Source organism: Helicobacter pullorum (assembly GCF_900638355.1).
GTDB lineage: Bacteria > Campylobacterota > Campylobacteria > Campylobacterales > Helicobacteraceae > Helicobacter_D > Helicobacter_D pullorum.
Window position 1 is genome coordinate 1 of record NZ_LR134509.1, and the last position, 23567, is coordinate 23567.

General features: G+C 33.1%; 18 protein-coding genes. 14 read left to right on the forward strand and 4 right to left on the reverse strand.

What is annotated here, in order from left to right; all coding sequences use genetic code 11:
* The 8 genes from dnaA to EL247_RS00040 all read left to right on the forward strand — a co-directional run bounded on the left by dnaA (position 1) and on the right by EL247_RS00040 (position 15101).
* Positions 1–1293 (forward strand): chromosomal replication initiator protein DnaA, encoded by a 1293-nt coding sequence (dnaA, locus tag EL247_RS00005; RefSeq protein ID WP_005021733.1) that lies wholly within the window; start codon positions 1–3, stop codon positions 1291–1293.
* A 173-nt stretch (positions 1294–1466) separates the two neighbouring features.
* Positions 1467–2534: a DNA polymerase III subunit beta gene (gene dnaN, locus EL247_RS00010; protein WP_005021734.1), complete on the forward strand. Its 1068-nt coding sequence runs from the start codon at positions 1467–1469 to the stop codon at positions 2532–2534.
* 29 nt (positions 2535–2563) lie between these two features.
* Entirely contained in the window at positions 2564–4882 is a 2319-nt protein-coding gene (gene gyrB / locus EL247_RS00015) for a DNA topoisomerase (ATP-hydrolyzing) subunit B (protein WP_054195243.1), read from the forward strand.
* A gap of 8 nt (positions 4883–4890) precedes the next feature.
* Complete coding sequence (plsY, locus tag EL247_RS00020; protein WP_005021737.1) at positions 4891–5538, forward strand: glycerol-3-phosphate 1-O-acyltransferase PlsY; 648 nt, start codon at positions 4891–4893, stop codon at positions 5536–5538.
* A 514-nt stretch (positions 5539–6052) separates the two neighbouring features.
* The gene (locus EL247_RS00025) at positions 6053–9568 is read left to right on the forward strand and encodes a filamentous hemagglutinin N-terminal domain-containing protein (protein ID WP_331852465.1); all 3516 of its coding nucleotides are present in this window, start codon (positions 6053–6055) and stop codon (positions 9566–9568) included.
* Positions 9569–10256: 688 nt separating this feature from the next.
* Complete coding sequence (locus EL247_RS00030) at positions 10257–12839, forward strand: hypothetical protein (RefSeq protein ID WP_232019764.1); 2583 nt, start codon at positions 10257–10259, stop codon at positions 12837–12839.
* Between the two features lie 66 nt (positions 12840–12905).
* Positions 12906–13244 carry a c-type cytochrome gene (locus EL247_RS00035; protein ID WP_005021744.1) on the forward strand — a complete coding sequence of 113 codons (339 nt, stop codon included), beginning with the start codon at positions 12906–12908 and terminating at the stop codon, positions 13242–13244.
* 51 nt (positions 13245–13295) lie between these two features.
* A complete protein-coding gene (locus EL247_RS00040; RefSeq protein WP_126441893.1) occupies positions 13296–15101 on the forward strand; it encodes a ShlB/FhaC/HecB family hemolysin secretion/activation protein in 1806 nt (601 codons plus the stop codon).
* Positions 15102–15300: 199 nt separating this feature from the next.
* On the opposite strand, the gene EL247_RS00045 is transcribed toward EL247_RS00040, so the two are convergent.
* The 4 genes from EL247_RS00045 to EL247_RS00060 all read right to left on the reverse strand — a co-directional run bounded on the left by EL247_RS00045 (position 15301) and on the right by EL247_RS00060 (position 18376).
* Positions 15301–16410: an epoxyqueuosine reductase QueH gene (locus EL247_RS00045; protein WP_126441894.1), complete on the reverse strand. Its 1110-nt coding sequence runs from the start codon at positions 16408–16410 to the stop codon at positions 15301–15303.
* A gap of 129 nt (positions 16411–16539) precedes the next feature.
* Positions 16540–17580, reverse strand: a complete 1041-nt coding sequence (gene rlmN, locus EL247_RS00050) for a 23S rRNA (adenine(2503)-C(2))-methyltransferase RlmN (protein WP_104745779.1) — start codon at positions 17578–17580, stop codon at positions 16540–16542.
* Positions 17573–18115: a phosphorylase family protein gene (locus EL247_RS00055; RefSeq protein WP_060661391.1), complete on the reverse strand. Its 543-nt coding sequence runs from the start codon at positions 18113–18115 to the stop codon at positions 17573–17575. Before EL247_RS00055 ends, rlmN begins: the two co-directional genes overlap by 8 nt.
* 9 nt (positions 18116–18124) lie before the next feature.
* On the reverse strand, positions 18125–18376 hold the full coding sequence (locus EL247_RS00060) for an RNA-binding S4 domain-containing protein (RefSeq protein ID WP_065830199.1): 252 nt from the start codon (positions 18374–18376) through the stop codon (positions 18125–18127).
* A gap of 121 nt (positions 18377–18497) precedes the next feature.
* Between EL247_RS00060 and EL247_RS00065 the strand changes: the two genes are divergently transcribed.
* The 6 genes from EL247_RS00065 to EL247_RS00090 all read left to right on the forward strand — a co-directional run bounded on the left by EL247_RS00065 (position 18498) and on the right by EL247_RS00090 (position 23458).
* Positions 18498–19721, forward strand: a complete 1224-nt coding sequence (locus EL247_RS00065; protein WP_065828777.1) for an argininosuccinate synthase — start codon at positions 18498–18500, stop codon at positions 19719–19721.
* A 64-nt stretch (positions 19722–19785) separates the two neighbouring features.
* Positions 19786–20262, forward strand: a complete 477-nt coding sequence (gene ruvC, locus EL247_RS00070) for a crossover junction endodeoxyribonuclease RuvC (protein ID WP_054194856.1) — start codon at positions 19786–19788, stop codon at positions 20260–20262.
* Positions 20263–20277: 15 nt separating this feature from the next.
* Complete coding sequence (gene thyX, locus EL247_RS00075; RefSeq protein ID WP_005021755.1) at positions 20278–20910, forward strand: FAD-dependent thymidylate synthase; 633 nt, start codon at positions 20278–20280, stop codon at positions 20908–20910.
* Complete coding sequence (locus tag EL247_RS00080; protein ID WP_104745780.1) at positions 20910–21557, forward strand: thiol:disulfide interchange protein DsbA/DsbL; 648 nt, start codon at positions 20910–20912, stop codon at positions 21555–21557. The genes thyX and EL247_RS00080 overlap by 1 nt, the downstream gene beginning before the upstream one ends.
* A 131-nt stretch (positions 21558–21688) precedes the next feature.
* Positions 21689–22090 carry a DUF5666 domain-containing protein gene (locus EL247_RS00085; RefSeq protein ID WP_040499760.1) on the forward strand — a complete coding sequence of 134 codons (402 nt, stop codon included), beginning with the start codon at positions 21689–21691 and terminating at the stop codon, positions 22088–22090.
* A gap of 75 nt (positions 22091–22165) precedes the next feature.
* Positions 22166–23458, forward strand: coding sequence for an adenosylmethionine--8-amino-7-oxononanoate transaminase (locus tag EL247_RS00090; protein ID WP_104745781.1), 1293 nt, complete (start codon positions 22166–22168; stop codon positions 23456–23458).
* Positions 23459–23567: the final 109 nt, after the last annotated feature.

Sequence of the window (23567 nt, forward strand, 5' to 3'; positions counted from 1 at the left end):
TTGCACCCTATTTTATTGCAACTTAAAAAAGAAATTACGCCTTTTGAATTTGATAATTATATCAATCAGCTTCATTTTAATGAAAAATATTCACGCGATGATAGAATTATTTTTAATGCTCCAAATGCAATTATTGCTAGCTGGATAAAAACCAAATATGCTAGCAAAATTGCACAACTTTTTGAAATGCAAAATGGCTTTAAGCCCGAAATTATTATCGAAGTTTTTAACCCTAACAAAAAAAAGGACAACAAACACAATACAAAAAAAATTCAAAATGCTACAAATCTCAATCCTTCTTTGACTTTTAATTCTTTTATTGTAGGAAATTCTAATAGTTTTGCCTTCAATGTTGCAAAAGCAGTGGCACAAAATCAAAGCACAATCTATAATCCTCTAATGATTTATGGAAATACCGGGCTTGGCAAAACACATTTGCTAAATGCCATTGGGAATGCTAATGTCAATGTTGGAAAATCTGTAATTTACACAACAAGCGAACAATTTTTAAATGATTATTTGCTCCATATTCGCAACAACACTATGGATAGATTCCGTGAAAAATATCGTGCTTGTGATTATTTGCTTATTGATGATATACAATTTTTGAGTGGCAAGAATCAGATTCAAGAAGAATTTTTTCACACTTTCAATGAACTCAAAAAAAATAATAAACAAATTGTTTTGACTTCTGATAGACCTCCAAAAAATATGGATGGTTTGGAAGAAAGATTAAAAACTCGTTTCACTTCAGGACTTCTAGCAGATATACAACCTCCAGAATTAGAAACCAAAATCAATATTATTAATGCTAAATGTGAATTAGATGGGATTCATTTGACGCCCCAAGTTATTGACTTTATTGCTGCAAATATCAATGATAATATCCGAGAGATTGAAGGGGTTTTGGTAAAACTTAACTTCTCAATTAATGTTACTAATGTCCAAGAAGTAACTATTGACTTTGTAAGAGATATTCTCAAAGAATATATCAAAGAAACAAAAGAAAACATTGATATGGACGAAATCATTGAAATAGTTTCTAAATATTATAATATCAAACCATCAGATATTCGCAGCAAAAGTCGCTCTAAAAATATCGTAACTGCTAGAAAAATCGTTATTTACCTAGCTCGCACTCTCACGCCAAATTCTATGCCTTCTTTGGCAAATTACTTTGGAATGAAAGATCACAGCACAGTAAGTAAAGCAATGAAAAGTATTCAAGAAGAAATCAACAAAAATCCAAACTTCAAAACAATTATTGAAGAACTAAAAAATAAAATCAAGTAACCATAATTTGAAACTTTTAAACAAACTTTTGCTAAAATAGTGAAATTATGTGAAAAACAAATAACAAAAAATTCACACAAAAAACAACCAAAATTTAGGAATCCTTAGTAGTTATTCAACTTTTCAACCTCTCTACTAATACTTCTAAATTTTAAAATAAAAGGAGCTTTATTATGAACATTACCTTACAAAACAGCGTTTTAGACAATATATTCACTGCTTTACAACCTTTCTTGGATAAAAAAGATTCTAGTCAAATCACTTCTCATATTTATTTAGAAACAAGAGATAATCAACTCATTTGCAAAGCAACCGATTTTGAAATGGGATTATGCAGTATGACAGATTCTCTTACTATCAATGAACAAGGAATCGCAACTGTCAATGGAAAACAAATCCTAGATATTATCAAAAGATTAAAAGAAGGTGAGGTTAATCTCTATACTAACAACGAAAATTTACACATTAAACAAAACAAAAGCTCCTTTAAATTACCAATGTTTAATGCACAAGAATTCCCAACTTTCCCAGAATATGAAACCCTACCCAAATTAGAAATCAATTCCTTAGAACTCATTTCTTCAATGAAAAAAATATTCCCTGTTATTGATATTAACAATCAAAAAAGAGAGCTTAATGGAGCTTTGCTAGATATCAAAGAATATTCTTATAATTTTGTTGCAACAGATACTAAACGCTTGGCAATGGTAAAATTTGATAATGCTTCAGGAAATAATTTAGCATTAATTTTCCCCAAAAAAGCTATCACAGAAATCCAAAGATTGTTTTTTGATAATATTGAATTATTTTATAACGAAAGAAATATCATCATCAAATCACAAAATTACATTTTCTTTTCTCATCTTATTAATGGTAAATTCCCAGATTATGAGAAAATCTTGCCAAAAGAGATTCAAACAGAATTAGTCCTCCAAAAATCTAGTATTATTGAAGGAATCAAAGTAATCAACTCTGTAACTAATGATGTGAAATTAACCTTTAGACCTAATGAAATTCTTTTTGAATCTCTAAGTCAAGACAATTCAGAGGCACAAACTCAAATTGAAATCAATTTACCTATCACAGAAGAAATTGAAATCGGTATCAATTCTCGCCATGTATTAGACTTTTTAAGTCAAATTGATTCAGTAGAATTTATTTGGGGATTAAATGGCAAAAATGCACCTTTTGTCCTAAAAAATGGAAACTTTTCAACCGTAGTTATGCCAATTATTCTTTAAAATATCTGTAATTTTAGCTAAGGAAATGAATGGAAAATAAACAATATTCAGGTAGTAGTATTAAAGTACTAAAGGGTTTAGAGGCTGTTAGAAAAAGACCGGGAATGTATATTGGGGATACCAATATTAATGGATTGCATCATCTTATTTATGAAGTTGTAGATAATTCTATTGATGAGGCAATGGCAGGGTATTGTAATGAAATTTCTATCACTCTAACCAAAGAAGGAAGTGCGATTATCAAAGATAATGGACGCGGAATCCCAGTGGATATTCACCCTACTGAAAATATTCCTGCTGCAACAGTGGTTTTAACAGTGCTTCATGCAGGTGGGAAGTTTGACCAAGATTCTTATAAAGTTTCTGGTGGTTTGCATGGAGTTGGAGTTTCTGTTGTTAATGCTCTTTCAAAATCTTTGCAAATGACTATTTACAAAAATGGACAGATTTATCGCCAAAATTTTGCACAAGGGATTCCACAAGATGAATTAACAATCATTGGTGAATGCAAAGAAAACGGAACAACTATTGAATTTATTCCTGATGGAACAATTTTTGAAGTTACAGAATTCCAAAGAGAAATCTTAGCTAAACGCTTCAAAGAATTAGCCTATCTTAACAAACAAATTACAATCCATTTTAAAGATGAACGAGATAATTTCGAGGAAACTTATCATTTTGAAGGAGGTTTAAATCAATTTGTAAGTGATTTAAATAAAAAGCCTCTTATTTCTACAATTATTAGTTTTGAAGGGCTAGAAAATGATGTAGAAATGCAAATTGCTTTAGCTTATAATGATGGCTTTGATGAAAAAGTTTTGAGTTTTGTTAATAATATTCGAACCATAGATGGTGGAACTCACGAATCAGGTTTTAGAATGGGTTTAACTCGCGTAATTACAAATTATATTGAAGCTAATGCAAATGCAAGGGAAAAAGATTCTAAAATCACAGGTGAAGATATCCGAGAGGGATTAGTAGCAATTGTTTCTGTCAAAGTCGTAGATCCTCAATTTGAAGGGCAAACAAAAGGAAAATTAGGAAGTTCTTTTGTGCGTCCAATCGTGCAAAAACTTACCTTTGAGAAACTCACAAAATTCTTTGAAGAAAATCCAAATGAAGCAAAAGCGATTATGCAAAAAGCACTTTTGGCAGCAAGAGGAAGGGAAGCAGCCAAAAAAGCAAGGGAACTCACACGCAAAAAAGAAACTTTTAGTGTAGGAACGCTGCCTGGGAAACTTGCTGATTGCCAAAGCAAAGATCCTAGCATTTCAGAGATTTATTTGGTAGAGGGAGATTCTGCGGGAGGTAGTGCAAAGCAAGGGCGAGATAGGGTTTATCAAGCAATCTTGCCTTTGAGAGGAAAAATTTTGAATGTTGAAAAAAGTCGCCTTGATAAGATTTTAAAAAGTGAAGAAATTAAAAATCTCATCACTGCTCTTGGTTGTGGGATTGGGGAAGATTTTGATATTAGTAAAATTCGCTATAACAAAATCATTATTATGACCGATGCTGATGTCGATGGTAGCCATATTCAAACTCTTTTGATGACATTTTTCTTCCGTTATTTACGAGGCATTATTGAATCAGGTTATTTGTATATTGCACAACCACCTTTGTATCGTTTCAAAAAAGGCAAAAAAGAAATTTATCTCAAAGATGAGAAAGCTTTGAGTGAATATTTAATCGAAAATGGCATTGAAAATTTTGAATTTCAAGGGATTGGGACAAAGGATTTAATAGAATTTTTCAAAATTGTAGCTCATTATCGCTCTACACTGAATGAATTAGAAAAACGATTCCAGCTCATCGAAATTGTGCGGCATTTTATTGAAAATCCAGATTTGATTGGTATGAAAAATCAAGAATTGTATGAACAAATCAAACAAAAAATCCAAAGTTTGAATTTTAATATCCTAAATGAAATGTTAGATGAGCAAAGGATTCATCTCTATGTGCAAACAGATTCAGGATTGGTAGATATTAAAATTGATGATGAATTATTTACTCATCCGCTTTTTGAAGAAGCACATTTTGTTTATGGCAAATTAAAAGAACGCAATTTAGAGTTTTTGCAAGGCAATGATCCAGTAGAAATGCTAGAAAAAATAGAAGAAAGTAGCAAAAAAGGCGCGGATATCCAAAGATATAAAGGTTTGGGAGAAATGAATCCAGAGCAACTTTGGGAAACTACGATGACTCCAGAAAATCGCCGTTTGATTCGTGTAGAAATCAAAGATGTGGAAGAAGCAAGTGATGTCTTTTCACTCTTTATGGGAGATGAGGTCGAGCCAAGACGCGAATATATCCAAGCTCATGCAAAAGATGTAAAACATTTAGATGTATAGGGAAATAAATGGTTTTATTATCAGGAATTATTGATTTTTTTACAAGCATTAATGGGATTTTCTATCTTATTGCTTATTTAGTAGGTGGGATTCCTTTTGGGCTTATTTATGCTAAAGTTTTTGGTGGAGTTAATATCCGTGAAGTAGGAAGTGGTAGTATTGGAGCGACAAATGTTTTGCGTTCTTTAAAAGAAATTAATCCAAAACTTGCAAAAAAACTTGCGATTTTAACGATTATTAGTGATGCGTTAAAGGGAATCATTGTTATTTTAGCTGCAAAGTTTTTTGGTCTTACTTATGAAGCACAATGGATGATTGCATTTTTGGCAGTGGTTGGACATTGTTTTAGCCCATTTTTGAAGTTTGAAGGGGGCAAAGGTGTTGCTACAAGTGTAGGGGCAATTGGTGTATTTTTGCCCATAGAAGCTATTTTGGGATTAGTGGTTTGGTTTTTGGTAGGGAAGTTTTTGAAAATCTCATCTTTAGCTTCTTTGTTTGGGGTTTTGTTTGGGGTGATTATGAGTTTTGTTTTGCATCCAGATATTCCACATATACATAGCCATGCTCCACTTGTCTTAGTAGCGGTGATTATTTTTTATAAGCATATTCCAAATATTATACGGCTATTCCAAAATAAAGAACAAAAAGTTCTTTAACTTTTGTTTTTTATTAGGAATTATTTTAATTTTTATCCGCAATTTTTCTTTTTTTTCTTTTCCATTTTTTCCAAAATTAACTAAAAATGTATTATAATATCTCAGTTTGTAAAGCAATATTTACAAATATTTTTACACAAAGGAGATAAAATGTCAAACAATCCTAATTCTGTTATAGTATGGGGGGGGGGGGGCAAATAAGCCTTTAACTAACTCTTTAAATACTCTCAATACTCTTAAAAATTCAAATCCTAAAGAACTTGCAAAGAATCTAAATAAGATTCAATCTTCTAATCTTTCTAAAGAATCTAATTCTAAGATTCAAGATTCAATTAAATTAGAATCAATCAAAGATTCTAATTCTATTCAATCCAAACAATCTAAAACAACAATCACTAAAATAGGAATCTCTATTGTAGCTAGTATTGTTTTATCTCAATCCTTAGTAGCTTTACCTAGTGGAGGTAAATTCACTCATGGTAGTGGAAGTATTACTACTACTAATGGTAAAGTAATGGATATCACAGGGAATAATAAAAACCATATTATTGCTTGGGGTGGTGGATTTAATATTAATCAAGGAGAAAGTGTTAATTTTAATACAAGCCATAAACAACAAGCTTCTTTTTTAAACCTTGATTATACTAATAAAGCTTCACAAATACTAGGTAATCTTAATGGCAATGGCAATAATATCTATTTAGTTAATCCAAGTGGAGTATTAATAGGACAAAATGCAAGTATTAATGCAAATAAGTTTGTAGTAAGTAATACTATTGATGATACAACACTTAATAACTTTAAAGATAATGATACTAATGCTATTACTACTTTCTCTCCAGTGTTTAAACCTAATAAGGGGAATATTGTTAATCTAGGAACAATTAAAGCCAATAATGGAATCACATTGATTGGGGATACCATAGATATTAGAGGAGGGAAGATAGAAAATACAAGTGGTGGCACTGATAAAGATGATTCTATTTACTTTGTGGGAGAGAATATCTATATTGATGCTGATGCAGCGAATCTATCAAGCAATAATAATATTTATGCTACTGCTTTTAAAGAAGGTTATATTCAAAGGCAAATGAAAAACTTCCAAAAAGATAATTTTAGTTTTATTAGTAATGGTGGAACCCTAAAAACAGATAATATAGGCTATGATTATTTTGAAAATGGGACAATTACTAATAATAAAATAGGACAAAAAGATTTCAAAAAAGCCATTACTTTGGGGAATGGCACTGCTGATGAAGCTTTGAGCGAGTGGTATTGGTTTGCTAATGGTGTAAATATGGGGAGCATTACTAAAGATAATGCAAATAAATTTAGACTTGTGGGGGATATTGATTTTTCTAAACAAATTGGTGGGCAAGATAGATATATCATAGATTTTAGTAAAAATGAAAATGATGCAGATAGAAGCTTTATGTATTTTGGGAACTACCATGACCCAAATAATGATAACAATTATAATGACAATATGTCTGTAGGAAAAGATAACACAAATTCATTCCAAGGTATTTTTGATGGCGGTGGGCATACATTGAGTAATATTGATATAAATACCTCTTTTAGCGATAAAGATTTAAATGACTTATTTTCTTATGCATATGTGGGAATCTTTGGATATACAAATGCAGGAACAATTTCAAATTTAGAGGTAGATACGGTTAATATTAAAGCAAATAATAATGGGAAGGGAAGTGTGTATGCTGGAGCAATAGTTGGAGTTGCTAGTAATTCAAGTTTTTCAAATATTGTTTTAAATCATGTTGGTTCTATTTCAGCAACTAAAAATAGTGAAGTTGGAGGGTTTGTTGGAGGAGCGCTTCGTTCAAGTTTTTCAAATATTGTTTTAAGCGATATTGGGAGCATTGTTGGTACTGGCTATGTTGGTGGTTTTGCAGGTTATGATTATACCTCTAGTTTTAAAGATATTAGCATAGATGCTATAAAAACAATTAGAGGTTATGGTAATTCTAATCATGCTCAAGCAGGAGGGTTTATTGGAACTACTAGTAACAATAATTCCAAATTTTCTAACATTGTCTTAAATAATATTGGTAGTATTTATGGAACAAGTGGGGCAGGGGGATTTATTGGTAAAATGTGGAGTGGCGGAATAATCAGTTATTCTAATATTACTCTAAATAATATTGGAACTATTGTCTCCAGTCGAGGTGCGGGAGGTTTTCTTGGAGAAAGTGCCACAAGCGGCAGAGGAACTTTTCAAAATATTGTTTTAAACAACATTGGAACCATAAGTGGCAATGGAACAGGAGTTGGAGGGTTTGCAGGAGACAGCTTCTATTCCACTTTTCAAAATATTACTCTAAATAATATCGGAACAATCAGGGTTAATGGTTGGAACCTTGATAATTATGTTGGGGGCTTTATTGGAAATGTTAGTAGTTCTACTTTTTCCAATATCATTATGAATAATATTGGAAATATAAACATTACAAGCCCCTTTTATAATCATTATATAGGTGGTTTTGTTGGAAATCAAGCTGGTAGCACCTCTTTTAGCAACATTTATCTCTACTTCAACCCTGATGCAACTATTGTTGCAAATGGAACTAATCTAACAAATGTATCAGTAGGCAAATTCTACGGATCTCTTAGAGGCAAGACAACCTTTGATAATATCAATCTCTACTATAATGATAACCCCAGTCCAAGCTTGGCTAATCCCATAAAAGATGCAGATTCTAGCAATAGTACTTACTACAATCAAACCATTAATCCAACTACTCCAGAAACCAATAAAATCAACCTTTATACTTATAGTGATTCTGCTCAAGGTATTAAAGACTTCCAAACAGCCCTAGAACAACAAAACAATTCAGGCGGTGCTTTTGAATCTAATAAGATTGTAAATATTGGTGATGATTCTAATCCTATTTATAGTTTTGAACAAACTACAGGTTCTAACATTACCCCTCCAGATTCAAATACTCCAAATATTGATTTAGGCGATGTCACCCTAGATAGCAGCGACTTTGATGTCTCTATCTTGCAAACTATTATCAATGATATTTTAAATGAAAAATATGCTTTAAATATCGAAGATATTGATGAAGATAAATTAAATAGTTCTAATATTTTAGAAACTTTAGCTTATCTTTTGGGGATAGATTATAGTCTTTTAGAAAAAGATTATGAATCCCTTAGCCCAAAAGAGCAAGAATCTTACCAAACCCTCCATTCTCTAAAACAAAGTTTAGATTTCTACACAGAGTTTAACAAAGGGGAAAGTGATGGCTTGAAATCTGAATTTGAAGGTTGGTTTGGTAAGGGTGGAACTTCTAGTGATGATTTAAAAAATATCTACCAAACTTCTTTGGATAAGCATTCTTATATCTCCGAATCTCTTACTCAACTAAGAGATTATGTCAATGGAGAGGGAAGTTATAATGGGAATGGATTAATCAATCAAATCTCATCTATTAATAACAATCTTAAAGCCCTAGAATCTCTAAAACAAAAGATTAAAGCAGCTCAAAAATATTATCAAGAAGCATTAGAAGCTAAATTGCCTTATGAGACTTTAGAAGGTATTTATAATGAAATGGTAAAAATCATTGATGAATCTTATGCTAAAGCCCAAAGCCTTCTAAATACTTTAGAGAGTGAAGATAAAGTCTATCTTACTAATCTTTTAAGAGAATATTCTATCAAAGAGAATAGTGGCTTTGATGATATCACAGGAATATTTACCTTTAATGGAGAGAATCTCCAAGCAAATCTTAATAAGACTATCCTAGCAGGATTATCTGATAAGCCAAACCTCACTCCACCAACAAAAGAAGAAGTGGGAGATGACCCAACAAAAGAGAATAATCCAGATGTTCCAAATAATTTGCAAAAAATAGCAGACTTAGCCTCTAAAGAAGCAATACTAATCCTCCCAGCACAAGAAAAACAAGAAGCTATTGTAGAAGATGGAAAAGAAAGAGGTAGATTATGTATTGTAAGTGATAATGCTAAGACAAATAATCCTTGTATGGCTATTACTTATTAATTAATTCTATTAGCTTAGGTTAATCCTAAGCTAAATAGATACTAATAATAAAAATATTGAAGAGATTTTAAAAAGATTCAAAATAAACAATGCAATAAAAACTTCTTTTATTCTTGTTTGATTATTTTATAAACTCTAATACAAAATAAACATTTAAACTTTGAATCTTTTTAGAATCTTAAAAGAGATTCAATGCTTTTAAATAATTGAATGATATTTCTAAGATTAAATTGAATTGTATTTTTAAGATTCTAAAGTATTAAGATGTAGGAGGTGGAGAAGAGGCTACAAGATAAATATATTTTTTTAAGTGTGTAAAGTAGATATTGCAAATATAGTATATTATGAATATTATATATCTTTCTAAAAGTATATTATAATAAAAGAAATTATCACTATTTTGCAATATCATAATAAGTTTAATTAGTGTATTAGATATTTTTAAGATAAATAGATAAATTGTTTAATTTCTTTAAATACGATATATTAAAGAAAATATTTAATATTATCTATATTATTAAAGATAAATAAAGTAAATAGTAGTATTAGTTATATATATTTTAAGTTGAATTAAAATATATAAATTAAAGATAAATATATTAATCAAATAAAGTATATTTTTAATTTATTTTTAATATATTTTGAATTATGATTTACTATTTACAAATTTGATAATCAAGGAGGAATGATGAGAGGCTATCCTTTGTCAAAAAATGGGATTTTGGGGATATTTGTTTGTGTAAGTCTAACGACAAGCAATGTTTTGTTTGCAGCTGAACAAGCAAATAAAATCGGGGCAAAAAGCTATCAAACTCCCAAAAATGTCTTTTTGGATTCGCAAGTGTGGGATTCTAAAGAGAGTATTTTCAAAAAAGTTAATGGCAAAAATTATTATGGAATATTTCAAAAAGGGGCTGTAGATGGGGTAAGTTTGGAATTTTATAATCCTAAAAATCCAAACTCTTCTAATCAAGAACGAGCGATGCAGATTCTCACTCCTAATATCTCTCAAAAAGAAATTATTTCCATACAAGGCACCCATGCTACAGTTTCATCTAATAGGGAATTGCATCCTATCTATGTTGTGCCATTTTTGGTAGCTGGGTATTCTTCTATGGGAAGCGCTACTAATAATAAATTAGTGCTTAAAGAAGGGGAGTTGAGTTCTGTAAATTTTATTAAGCCAAGTGTGATTAAAAATAACAATAAACCCCCAAAAAAGAAAAAAGAGGATAATTTTAATTATCTCATCACAGCAGCAATTGCCAACAAAGGAAATGCAAACTTTAATATTGTAGAGCTAAGAGAGGGAAGTTATATCAATATGGGAGTTGATGATACTTATAGTTTGCAATTAAATGGCGCTCCTTATGTCGCAGGTGGAGTTACAATAGGTGGTGAAGTTAGAGGCAATAAGGTTGTTGCTTTTGGTGGTGCAGAGATGGATTTTCATATTACGCCTTATGGTATGACAGAAACTAATGAATTTGTTTTTGATGAGAGAATCACGCATATCATCGGAGGTTTGGCACAAAATGGAAGTGCTAGAGACAATCAAGTGCATTTGAATGGAACACGCTTTATTATGCATGGTCCAAGTGGAGTGTATTTTTCTTATTCAGCTGCACATATTGCTGGGGCATTCATTGATGTAGATGATGGTAAAAATCATAATGCAATCAATAATACTTTATTGATTGATTCTTTTAATTTGGGATTAAAAGTCGATGAATCAAAGCTATTTTTTTATGATTCAATTTTCTTTGGCGAATTTTTTGGCGGGAAAACTGCGAAAGGAAACGCAAATGGGAATAAAATTATCTTAAATAATGTGCCATCTCTAAGTAGAGTTAGCAAAGGGGTAAAAGTCCAAGGTATTTATGAGTTTTTTGGAGGATATGCTTTAGAGGGCAAAGCAGAGGATAATGTTTTGGATGTAGCATTAAAATCACCATTGCAAATTACAGCAACTTATCTAAGACAAAATAGCTTTGGATTTTATGGTGCGTATGCAAGTGATGGTGCCAGCAATAATACAATTAAGATTCGCAATAATTTAACAGTTATTGATGGGACAGATAATATCAATGATAGAGTGAATATCATAGCAGGTAGAACTTTGGCTGGTAAAGCAAATAATAATATAGTAGATTTTAAAGATTCTCAAGTGGCATTGCCTTTGTATGTATATGCTACTTGGAGCGAGGATTTTGAAGGCTCTATCCATTATCCTGAAGAGGCAAAGGGAAATAAAGTCAGCCTTGATAATGTTTTTGGTAGGAAAAATATAAAATCTGGATTAACTGCAATCAATGTTTATGATAATACTATAAGCTACCATAATGTAGAGGCACAATCTTCTGGTGAAAGTCAAGATAAAGAAAGCAGCATGTATATCAAAGCGGTTAATGTAGCAAAAGGGAATGTTTTTAGGGCGAGTAATTATTGGGCGACTTCTAGGCTAAATATTTATGGAATTCGTGGAGAAGTAGAGGCTTATGATAATCAAGTGATTTTTAATAATGTCAGTTTTAATGCTGATAGAGAAAATTCTGGACTTGTATTAGTTGGCGGGGTAGGTGCAAGCACATACCATAATGTTTTAAGTATCGAAAATATACAAATTGGAGAATATAATCCTGATGAAGATTATATTTATATTGCTGCGAGTGCTTTACCAAATGCAGAGAGTAATTTAGCATTGTCTTATGCAAATACTTTGTATATTGGTGGAGATGTGGAAATGCATAGAAATACGATTCTTAGTGCATTAAGTGGCAGTATCATTAGAGTTCCAAGCTATTCTAAGAGCAATGCAGATATTATCACAGTTCCTGCACCTTCTTTGGGGCAACTTACAGATGATAATCATTTGATTTTAGAGAAACATATGCACGCAAAGGTAATTAATAATTTTGAACATTATAGTTTTATTTATCACAAGGACAATAAGGCAAGCTTTGCTGTTAGTTTAGAATCGCCTATCAATCTTTCATCAGAAGCAATCATCTCTCTTTTGTTGAGGAAAGGGGATAATGCACCCAAAAAAGGAAGCAAAATACCTCTTATTACAAGTATGGGAGGTTTTAGCGATATAGATGGCAATAACCTTACTTCCGCAGAAGTAAGTAATCTTTTAGAAACAATATCCAAAAACAAAAATACTTTCAAATATAGCGAGATTCCACAACTGCAAAAAGCTGGATTGAAAGTAATTCCTATCAAGCTTTCATTGGGCGATGATGGAAGAACAATTTATGCAGAAATCTAAAATAAGGAGGTTAATAAAATAACAAGTGTTTAATATTCAGAAAAAATCAAATAAAGGAGACAATCAATGAAAAAATTAGTAGCATTAATGGTTATATCAGGCTTTTGTTTTGCAGCAGAAAATGCATTGGTGTATCAAGAAGGTGCAGAGATCTATAAAAAGTGTATTGCTTGTCATGGACAAAATGGAGAAAAAGTAGCACCGGGCAGTAAAAGAGGAATTACAATTGGCGGAATGGATAAGGATTATCTTGTCGAGCAATTAAAGGGATATGTTGCTGGAACTGCAGATAATGGAGGAGCTAAGGTAATTATGTATGCTAATATGAAAAATTGGCGTTTTACAAATGCCGAAATTGAAGCAGTTAGCACTTATATTTCACATTTGCCAAAAGTAAAAAATTAGATGCTAATGTATTTGGCATAAGTTACTTTGAAATTATAAAAAAGGTTTTTTATGAAAAAATATCCGATTTTAATAAGCTCTACACTTGCAGCTTTATTATCTTGCAATGCTTTTGCAGTAAGTCAATCAGATGCTAAAGCAATCGAAGAAATGATAGAGATTTCACCTTATAGAGATATTCCACAAAACAAGAATATTCAAAATACTTTGAAAAATAGACAATCTCCCTTAAAGATAGAGCAGCAAAATAAGCAAGAAACTACGCAACCTCAAGATTCAAACAAAGAATCTGACAAAAAAGAGATACAAAACAAAAAAGATGAGCAAGTGGGCAAAGATGGATTGGTAATGCGTCAAGACCAAGATTTTCGGTTTAAATATGAATTTTCTATTGACACTAAAGATGGGGATAAAACAATCACTTTAGAGGATTTAGGAATCAATGAACAATGGCTTAGCGAATCGATTGTGGCATTGAAAGTTTCTGATTTAAATGTTTCAACTTTGCAAGAGATTGCTAATATTGTTTCTTATTATTTTCAATATAATGGCTATCCATCAGCAACAGCTTATATTCCTCAACAAGAAATTACAGACACTATTCATATTAATATTATGATAGGGAAATTGGGTGAATATCAAGTGAGAAATTACTCACAAGCTAGGGATTGGGCGATTACTTCTAAGCTTAGAGATTCTCTAAAGGGCAAAATTTTAAGAACAAGAGAATTAGAAGATGTGATTTATAGAATCAATGAAATGTATGGTGTGCAAGCTAAAGGAACGCTAACGGCTGGAAAAGAGTATGGGACAACAGATGTTGTCATTGATGTAGAAGATTCTACCAAAGCTAGTGCAATGCTGTTTTTTGATAACTACGGGACAGAAGGAGCCGGAGTTTATCGTATGGGGGTTAGCGGACAATTAAATAATGTGCTGGGATTTGGAGATTCTTTGAATCTTTTTGCACAATTGAGCGATGAAATCCAAAAAAATTATGGTGCAACTTATACTACATTTTTGGGAAATCTCAAAATATCTCCTAGAATCAGCCGTGGAAACTATGAGCTAGGAGGACCATATAGTAGCCTTAATGCTTATGGAACCTCCCTTGATATTGGTGTGGATTTGTCTTATCCTGTGTTTATCAATACTGTGAATTCTCTTTATCTAATTGGAGGATATACCCATAGAAAACTAGAAGATATTTATGGCGATTTTGGCGTAAATTTCAATAAACATAGCGATTCTGGATATATTGGTGTAGAAGGGACTTTTGGAGAGATTCCTAATAATATTTTTAGCTATAATCTAAGATTGACTTATGGAGATGTTGTCCCAGATAGTGAGCTTTTGACTTTTAGTAAAGCAATGGATGAGTTTTGGAAATTCAATGCTTATTTGAGCAATTCTTATTATTTTAATGAGAAGCTTACACACATTATTAATGTAAGCTATCAACAAGATATTGGCGGCTTTGAGCTTGATTCTAGTGAAACAGCATCTTTGGGTGGTCCTTATGGAGTAAGAGCTTATACTAATGGATTTGGTGAAGTTGATAATATGGTATTAGCGACTTTTGGATTGAGGGCAAATGTGGTGAATCCAAGCTTTTATGTAACGCCATTTTATGAGTTTGCATATGGCTGGAATGACAATTATCCCAACAATGCTATTGGCGTGGCAGGCAGAGGTGATAAAAATGACTTGTTTATCGATGCTGCTGGGCTTGAACTGCTTTATATGAAACCAAATATGTTTTATGTGAAATTAGACTTGGCAAAGGCGGTTACTAAACTTGCTAATGATGGCAGAAGAAGAGATAGACTTTATGCGAGTGTGGGGGTTTATTTCTAACTCTTGCTTAGCTTGATTTGCATTTATCTAGATTAGGGCTTTACTGCCCATCTCTTGTTTTGGTAATGATAAATCGTGATTTACAAAATGCAAAGGTAATAACTATTGCTTTTGGGCTTTGGGAGGATTTGTTTGGGGTAAGTTGCTTTTGGCAAAGTTTGGTTTGTAGGTGGTGCAAATTTGTGTTTATGAACCAAAGCTAAGAAATAAAATCCTCTATCATTTCTTCTTGTAAAATGTATTGAATCTCTAGTGTAAAATCTCCGTAAATTTTGTTTTTGATAATCAAGATAGGCGAGGTTAAAAAGCCTTGTGGGTAGAGTTTTTGACGCAATGCGAGTTGAATGGATTCATCTAGCCCTTCTTTGATGAGAGATTCAAAATCTTTTTTATCAAGAAATTCTTTAAAAGTTTCAAATTCTAAGAACAAAATTCCTTCTTTGGAGGCATAACCTACGCCATTTTCCCAAAATTCTATTTTTGCTTTAGTGGGTTTGTTGAGCATAGAATGGCTACAAATAAAACTAGGAATGCTTTGAGAATCTTGGGTTAAAATACCCTTTAGCAATCGATAACATTGAATCTTTCTTTTGATAAGATGATAGGGCTTATTGGAGTTTTCTAGCTCTTCTCTTGTTTGAAAATTCTTGAGACGCAAACTTGGTATATTGCGTGAATCTTTTGGAAGTGTGAGAGTAGAAATAAGCTCTAATGGAGTTTTGTGAGATTTTTCTCTTTGCTTAGTTAGTGCAAAAAAGCAACCACAATAATTTTGGCGATAAAGATTTGCCTCTTTTGCAAGCTCATTTTGAATCTTAGTTCCACCATTGCTACGCACATCAATGGGTAAAAATGCTAATTGATGCCTTTGGGCTATGGTTTTGCCTTGTGCAAAAAGTTCATTTTGTGATTTCATAGGGCTTGCAAGAAGTGTTGTAGTAAATTCAATGCAATTCGTTTCTTTGGCGATTTTTGCACTTTTTTCTAAGCGATAATCAAAGCAATATGAGCAACGCTCCCCTTTCTCTGGAGCATCTTCTAAGCCTTTTGTCCCACAAAGCCACGAATCTAAATCATATTCGCCGACAATAAGTGGGATTCCGAGCATTTCACAGCTTCTTTGGACATCTTTTAGACGCATTTGATATTCTTCATAAGGGTGGATATTGGGATTATAGAAAAATCCACAAAAAGATTTTTGGGGGTAAAGTTTTTGTAATTGTATCAAAAAATGATGGCTATCCACGCTACAACAAATATGGACTAAAGTGGTGTTTTTATCTCTAAAATCATAAGGAATCTGTGACATTTTTTGCCTTTTAGAATAATTTTATTGACATAGATTTGGGATTAATTGTTTTTGTAGGCATAATATAGGAACGCTCCCATTCCCACGACAAAAACCACCACCAAAAATACAAGCAAAACAATATCTAAGTTACTCACTAGCCAACTCCTTTTCTCTTAGCTGCCCACAAGCTGCACTAATATCTAAGCCCTTAGATTCGCGTATGGTGCATAAAAGCCCTTTTTTGAGCAGAAATTTCCTAAAGGCTTCTACTTTCTCTTTATTAGGTCTTTTGTATGGACTTCCTTCGTGGGGATTGAAATAGATGAGATTGACTTTTGCTTTGATTTTGTTAAGCAATGCCACGAGTTTTTTAGCACATTCCAAACTATCATTCACTTCATCAATCATAAGGTATTCAAACATTACTCTTTTGCGTGTATCAATAGGGAAAATAGCCACTTCATCAATAACACTTTGAATGTTATAGGCTTTGTTAATAGGCATCAGTTTGGTTCTTAGCTCATCATCGACGGCATGTAGAGAAATTGCTAATTGCACACCTAGATTCAAAGCACCTAGTTTTTTGATTTTGGGGGCGATTCCGCTTGTAGAGATGGTTTGTCTGCGTCTTGAAATGCTCAAACCATCAAGTTCTGATAGAATTTGAATACACTTTGACACATTTTCTAAATTATCTAATGGCTCTCCCATTCCCATATAAACAATATTTACGGCTTTGTTGCTAGGGATATTTTGGTCTTTTTTGATTGCGAAAACTTGATAAACCATTTCTCCCGCACTTAGATTCCGCACAAATCCACCTTTGGCTGTGAGGCAAAAGCTACAACCAACTTTGCAACCGATTTGGGAAGAAAGACAAAGTGTGAATTTATCTTCTTTCATTTTCAAAAAAACTGCTTCATAAGTAAGATTATCCGCGGTTCTAAAGAGATATTTCACGCTCCCATCGCTGCTTTGTTCCTTTTTTGTGATGCTTACTAAATCACCTGTAAAATCTTGCTTGAGAAATTCCCGTAAATTTTTGGGAAGATTCTCCATTTTGTCGAAGTTGTTTTCATAACGCACATAAAGCCAATGATAGATTTGCTTAGCACGGAATTTTGGAAACCCATTTAATGATTGCGTTAATTCTTCTAATGTTAATCCAAAAATATTTTTTTTATCCATTTTTCTTGTCTCTAATATATTCTTCTAGCTTATTCATAGCAATTTTATGGTTGCTAAAAAATTCTTTTTGAGCCTCTTTGTGAATATGATTTGTGCTGCAAAAAACTCCCAAAGCCGGAATCTGATAAGTTCTAGCTACCTGTAAAACGCTAAAAAATTCCATATTTTCATATAAGATTCCAAGTTTGATAAATTTTTGTGCAAGTTCTTTATTTGTGGTGATATAATTGCTGGAATTGACAATATTTTTTGTTAATGTTTCATGTGAAACATTTTCTAAACTAATGCAATTATCCAAAGGAGTGTAAGAATTGTTTTGCAAAAAAGAAAGTTCAATATTAGTTGCACTTTGGGATTCAAAGATTTCCAACAAAGGTTTAGAATCATCATAACAACCACAAGTCCCTACAAATACAATCTCGCTGGGCTTTTCATAAAATATACATTGAGTAAGGTTTATCGCACTTTCTATCAATCCAACCCCTATGCTTTTGGCAAAAGAAAAATTTTCAATTTTACCTGCACAACAAATCACAATTCGCCTTTATTTTATAATTTCTTTATAATACAAATGCGATTCGTTTTTTTTGATTGTTTTTTGTGCGGGAATTTGCAATACTTCAAAGAATCTCGGCTTTTCTAAGAAGGCAATTTCAATCACATCGCCCACTTTTACATCTCTACTTGCTTTGACGCTTATTCCAGAGATTTTTACAACCCCATTTTCAATCATATCTTGAGCGATAGTTCGCCTTTTTGTAATATTAACTGCATTCAAAAATTTATCAATTCTCATTTCTCAAAGCTCAAAAATTTTTGCAACATTATATCCAAAGCTATATTAATTTAGCATAGATTCTAAGCAAATAGTATATAATTATTAGGATTTAAATCTTCAAAAAACAAAAGGAATAGTAATGTCTCAAGAAAACACAAAAAATATTAAAAAAGTCGTGTTAGCTTATAGTGGTGGGCTTGATACGAGCGTGATTTTAAAATGGCTTGGGGATACTTATGGGTGTGAGGTGGTTACTTTCACCGCAGATATTGGACAGGGCGAGGAGGTCGAGCCTGCACGAGAGAAAGCCCTCAAGCTTGGCATAAAGCCTCAAAATATCTTTATCGAGGATTTACGCGAGGAGTTTATACGCGATTTTGTATTCCCTATGTTTCGGGCAAACACCATTTATGAGGGTGAATACCTGCTAGGCACAAGTATCGCGCGTCCATTAATCGCTAAGAGACTTGTAGAAATCGCTAAAGAAGTGGGTGCGGATGCTATCGCACATGGTGCGACAGGCAAGGGCAATGATCAAGTGCGGTTTGAAATCGGAGCGTATGCACTCAATCCAGATATAAAAGTCATCGCCCCTTGGAGGGAATGGGAGCTAAATAGCCGTGAAAAACTTCTATCTTATGCAGAATCTGCAGGTATCGCGATAGAAAAAAAGCAAAACAAATCCCCCTATTCAATGGACGCAAACCTCCTACATATCAGCTATGAGGGGCAGATTTTGGAGGATCCAAATGTCGCACCAGAAGAGGATATGTGGCGGTGGAGTGTGAGTCCTAAGAATGCTCCCGATACACCCACGATCATCACTATCACTTTTGAAAAGGGCGATGGCGTAGCGATAAATGGAGAGAATCTAAGCCCAGCGGCATTTTGGGCTAAACTCAATGAGCTAGGCGGGGCAAATGGTATCGGACGCTTAGATTTAGTCGAAAATCGCTATGTAGGCATGAAATCACGCGGCTGCTATGAGACACCCGGTGGGACAATCTACCTCAAAGCCCACCGTGCGATAGAATCTTTATGTCTTGATAGAGAGGAGGCACATCTCAAAGATTCTCTAATGCCAAAGTATGCCGAGCTTATCTATAATGGCTATTGGTTTTCTCCAGAGCGAGAGGCATTGCAGGCGTTAATCGATAAGACACAAGAGAAAGTAAGCGGGAGTGTGCGACTAGAGCTGTATAAAGGCAATGTAACCGTGCTAGGTAGAGAATCTAAAAACTCCCTCTTTAACGCGGCATACAGCACTTTTGAGGAAGATAGCGTGTATAACCAAAAAGATGCTGCGGGATTTATTAAGCTTAATGCCCTAAGGTTTATCATTGCAGGGAAGGCAAAGAGATAAAAGAAAACTAAGAAGCAAGATAATAAGGCTATTTAAGGCTTTAAATTTTATAATAAAGATTGATATGAATATTTTGGGGATTGATCCGGGAAGTCGGAATTGTGGCTATGCAATTGTGCAAATTGAAAATAATTCGCTAAAGTTGCTAGAGGCAGGTTTGATAAAGATTCATGAGAGGATATTGCAATATCAAATTTTAGAATTTGTAGAAGGAATCGATTTGGTGTTAAAAAGCCATAAAATTGATTCTGTGGCAATAGAGGATATTTTTTATGCGTATAATCCTAAAACTGTGATAAAACTAGCACAATTTCGAGGGGCTTTGAGTTTGAAGATTCTCCAAGAATTAGGAAATTTTACAGAATACACGCCTTTGCAAGTCAAGAAGGCTTTAACCGGAAATGGAAAAGCACAAAAAGAGCAGGTGGCTTTTATGGTAAAGAGGCTTTTGGGAATCAAAGGCGAGATTAAGCCTTTGGATATCACTGATGCCATAGCCATAGCCATTACACACGCACAGCGATTAAAATTACAAAAATAAGGGGTTTTAGGGTTTATGCAAATTACACTACTACATTATACAGATTTAAAGATTTGTTCTCATGCCATTAGGACTTGTTGGCAGAGTTTTGAAAAGGGCGATAATGGCGGAGAAAAAGATAAAGAACTCATCGATAGAGTGGGCAATAAATATAAACACGCCTCAACCCTAGAACATCTTAATTATACTTTTTATATTCAGGGTATTTCAAGGGCTTGTTTGCAAGAATTAGCTAGACATCGTATAGCTTCTTTAAGCGTCAAGAGTAGTCGCTATACACTAAAAGAGCTAAAAAACACAGAGAGTTTTTTGCCGCTTGATGAAAAAAACCTCAAAAGAGCTGAAGAATTTTTGGTTTTTACTGAAAATAGGTTAGTCAATGAGGCATCTATTAGAGCATTAGAGAATCTAAGATTGCTTTTGCAAGAAAATATCAGTAATGATTTGGCAAAATTTGCAATGCCAGAATCTTACAAAACAGAGCTTACTTGGAGCATTAATGCAAGAAATTTGCAAAACTTTTTGCACCTAAGAAGCTCTAAAAGTGCGCTTTGGGAGATTAGGAATCTTGCTTTGGCAATTTTTGATGCAATCCCCAAAGAACACCAATTTATTTTTGTTGATTTGATTTCTAAGGAGAAAATGTAATGAAATTTTTAAAACTTTGTTTGATAGGATTTTGTTTAGTGGCTACGCAATTAGTTGCAAATGGATTACAAGAAGGGAAAGATTATATTCTTTTGGATAAGCCAATTGCAAATATGGATAACACAGTGCTTGAAATCTACAATATCGGTTGTCCTCATTGTGCTTATTATAATGAAAATTTTTTGCCAAACCTTTTGGAGTTTTTGCCAGAAAATGTAGAGTTTCTACCCTATCATATTGCAGCACCCATAGAGATTCATCGAGAAATGTCTAAAATTTTGGTAGTTGCTCTAAGCAAAGATAAGCAAAATAAAACTAGCACAAAATCACCAAATGCCCTTTATAAGAAAGTCTTAAATCATTATTTTGATGCTATTCACAAAGAAAAGAGAAATTGGAAGAATCCACAAGATTTTGCTAGCAAAGGATTAGAGATCATAGGCATTGATGAAGTGGAATATCAAAAGATTTTAGAAACCAAAGAAGCTAAAGAAATGTTGCAAAAGTGGCAAAGCTTGATTGAATATGCTAATATACAAGGTGTGCCGAGTTTTATTGTCAATGGTAAATATATGGTGTCATCTCAGAATTTAAAAGGGACAGAAGATTTCATTTATAAGATTGATTACTTGCTAGAAAAAAAGTAATTTCTAAGAATAAATGCTCTTGATATAAATTTGGCAATATCTTCACACTTTCTTGATAAATGGGTTTTATAATTCTACTCACAGATGAAGGGAAACTGGAATCTAAAATTAAAATGCTTAAAGGAGCAAATATGAAAACTTTAAAATTACTCGGAGCTTTAAGTTTGGCGGCATTATTTTCTACAGCAGCGATGGCAGATTATGATTTTGATGTGCAAGGACAAATTTCAGCAGTGAATGACAAAGATAAAACTATCACATTAGCAGGACCGGGCGGACAACTTGTTATTAAAGTTTTGCCTTATACAGAAATCAAAGGTGATGATTGTGGAGCGTTCGGACAAGATGTGTATGGAAGCTTTAAAGATTTAACTCCCGGAAAATATGTTAAAGTAGAAGCAGTGCCTTATGGTGGTTATAATGCTTATAATGCAAACAACACTCAAGCAATCGACCCAGCAACAGGATTGCCAAAAGATGGGCAACTTACTGCAAAAGAAATTGAATGGAAGTGCTTCCCTAAAGCATATTAAAATTTATTCCCCCTAAAAACTTCAATAAACCTTTAGATTTTGCGGTAAAATACCAAAAAATTCTAAAGGTTTTTTATGGACTTACAAACCCTCATACAACAAGATTTAAAATACATTTGGCACCCTTGCACACAAATGCAAGATCATGAAAAAAACATTCCTCTAATTCCCATAAAATCCGCAAAAGGCATTTATCTCTATGATTTTGACAATAAGAAGTATATTGATTGTGTTTCTAGCTGGTGGGTGAATCTCTTTGGGCATTGTAATCCTTATATCAATCAAAAACTAAAAGAGCAATTAGAGAGCCTAGAGCATATTATTTTTGCAGGTTTTACGCATAAGCCCATTGTAGAGTTATCTAAGCGTTTGGTGGGGCTTTTGGATTCTAGGCTTTGTAAATGCTTTTATGCCGATAATGGCTCTAGCGCGATTGAAGTGGCATTGAAAATGGCATTCCATGCTAATGTGATAAAGGGCAAAAAGAAAAATAAATTTTTGTGTTTAGAAAATGCTTACCATGGCGAGACAATAGGGGCTTTGAGCGTGGGAGATGTGGGGATTTATACAGAAGTTTATCAACCAATCTTGCTCGAAACTCTAAAGGTTAAAGCCCCTTGTGGAGAAGACATCGAAGAATCTTTGCAAGAGTTAAAGAAAATTATCGCATCAAAAAAAGATGAAATTGCAGCTTTTGTGCTAGAGCCTTTGATACAATGTGCGGGAAATATGAATATGTATTCTAGCGAGTTTGTCAAAGAGGCAACGAAAGTTTGTCAAGAGAATGAAATCTATGTGATTTTTGATGAAATTGCAGTAGGGTTTGGGCGAAGTGGGAGTATGTTTGCTTATCAGCAATGCGGAGTAGTGCCAGATTTCTTGTGCTTAAGCAAGGGGATTACAGGGGGTTATTTGCCCTTATCAGTGGTGGTAACCAAAGAGGAAATTTATCAGCTTTTTTATGCGCCCTATTATGAAAACAAATCATTTTTGCATTCTCATTCTTATACGGGAAATGCCCTTGCTTGTGCTTGCGCAAATGCGGTTTTGGATATTTTTGAAATAGAAAATGTGTGTGAAAAAAACAAGATTCTATCAGAATTTATTTGGAAGAAAATGCAGATTTTAGGGGAATTTGCTTTTGTGAAGAATCTTAGGCATTGCGGTATGGTTTTTGCCTTTGATTTGGTGGGGTTTGAAGGGCAAAGAAAGGGGCTAGAAGTGTTTAATGCAGGGCTAAAAAAGGGCTTGTTGTTAAGACCTCTTGGGAATACTATTTATTTTATGCCCCCTTATATCATCACACAAGAGCAGGTTTGTTTTGTGATAGATGGCTTAAAAGAGATTTTGGAGCAATTTAGAGTGTAAAAGAGTAATATCCAAAGTTTAAAAAAGTTAAATTTTTATTAATTTATAGAGGTATAATAATTTTTATAATAAAATATTAAGGATAGTTTTATTTTATAAGGTAAAGGAT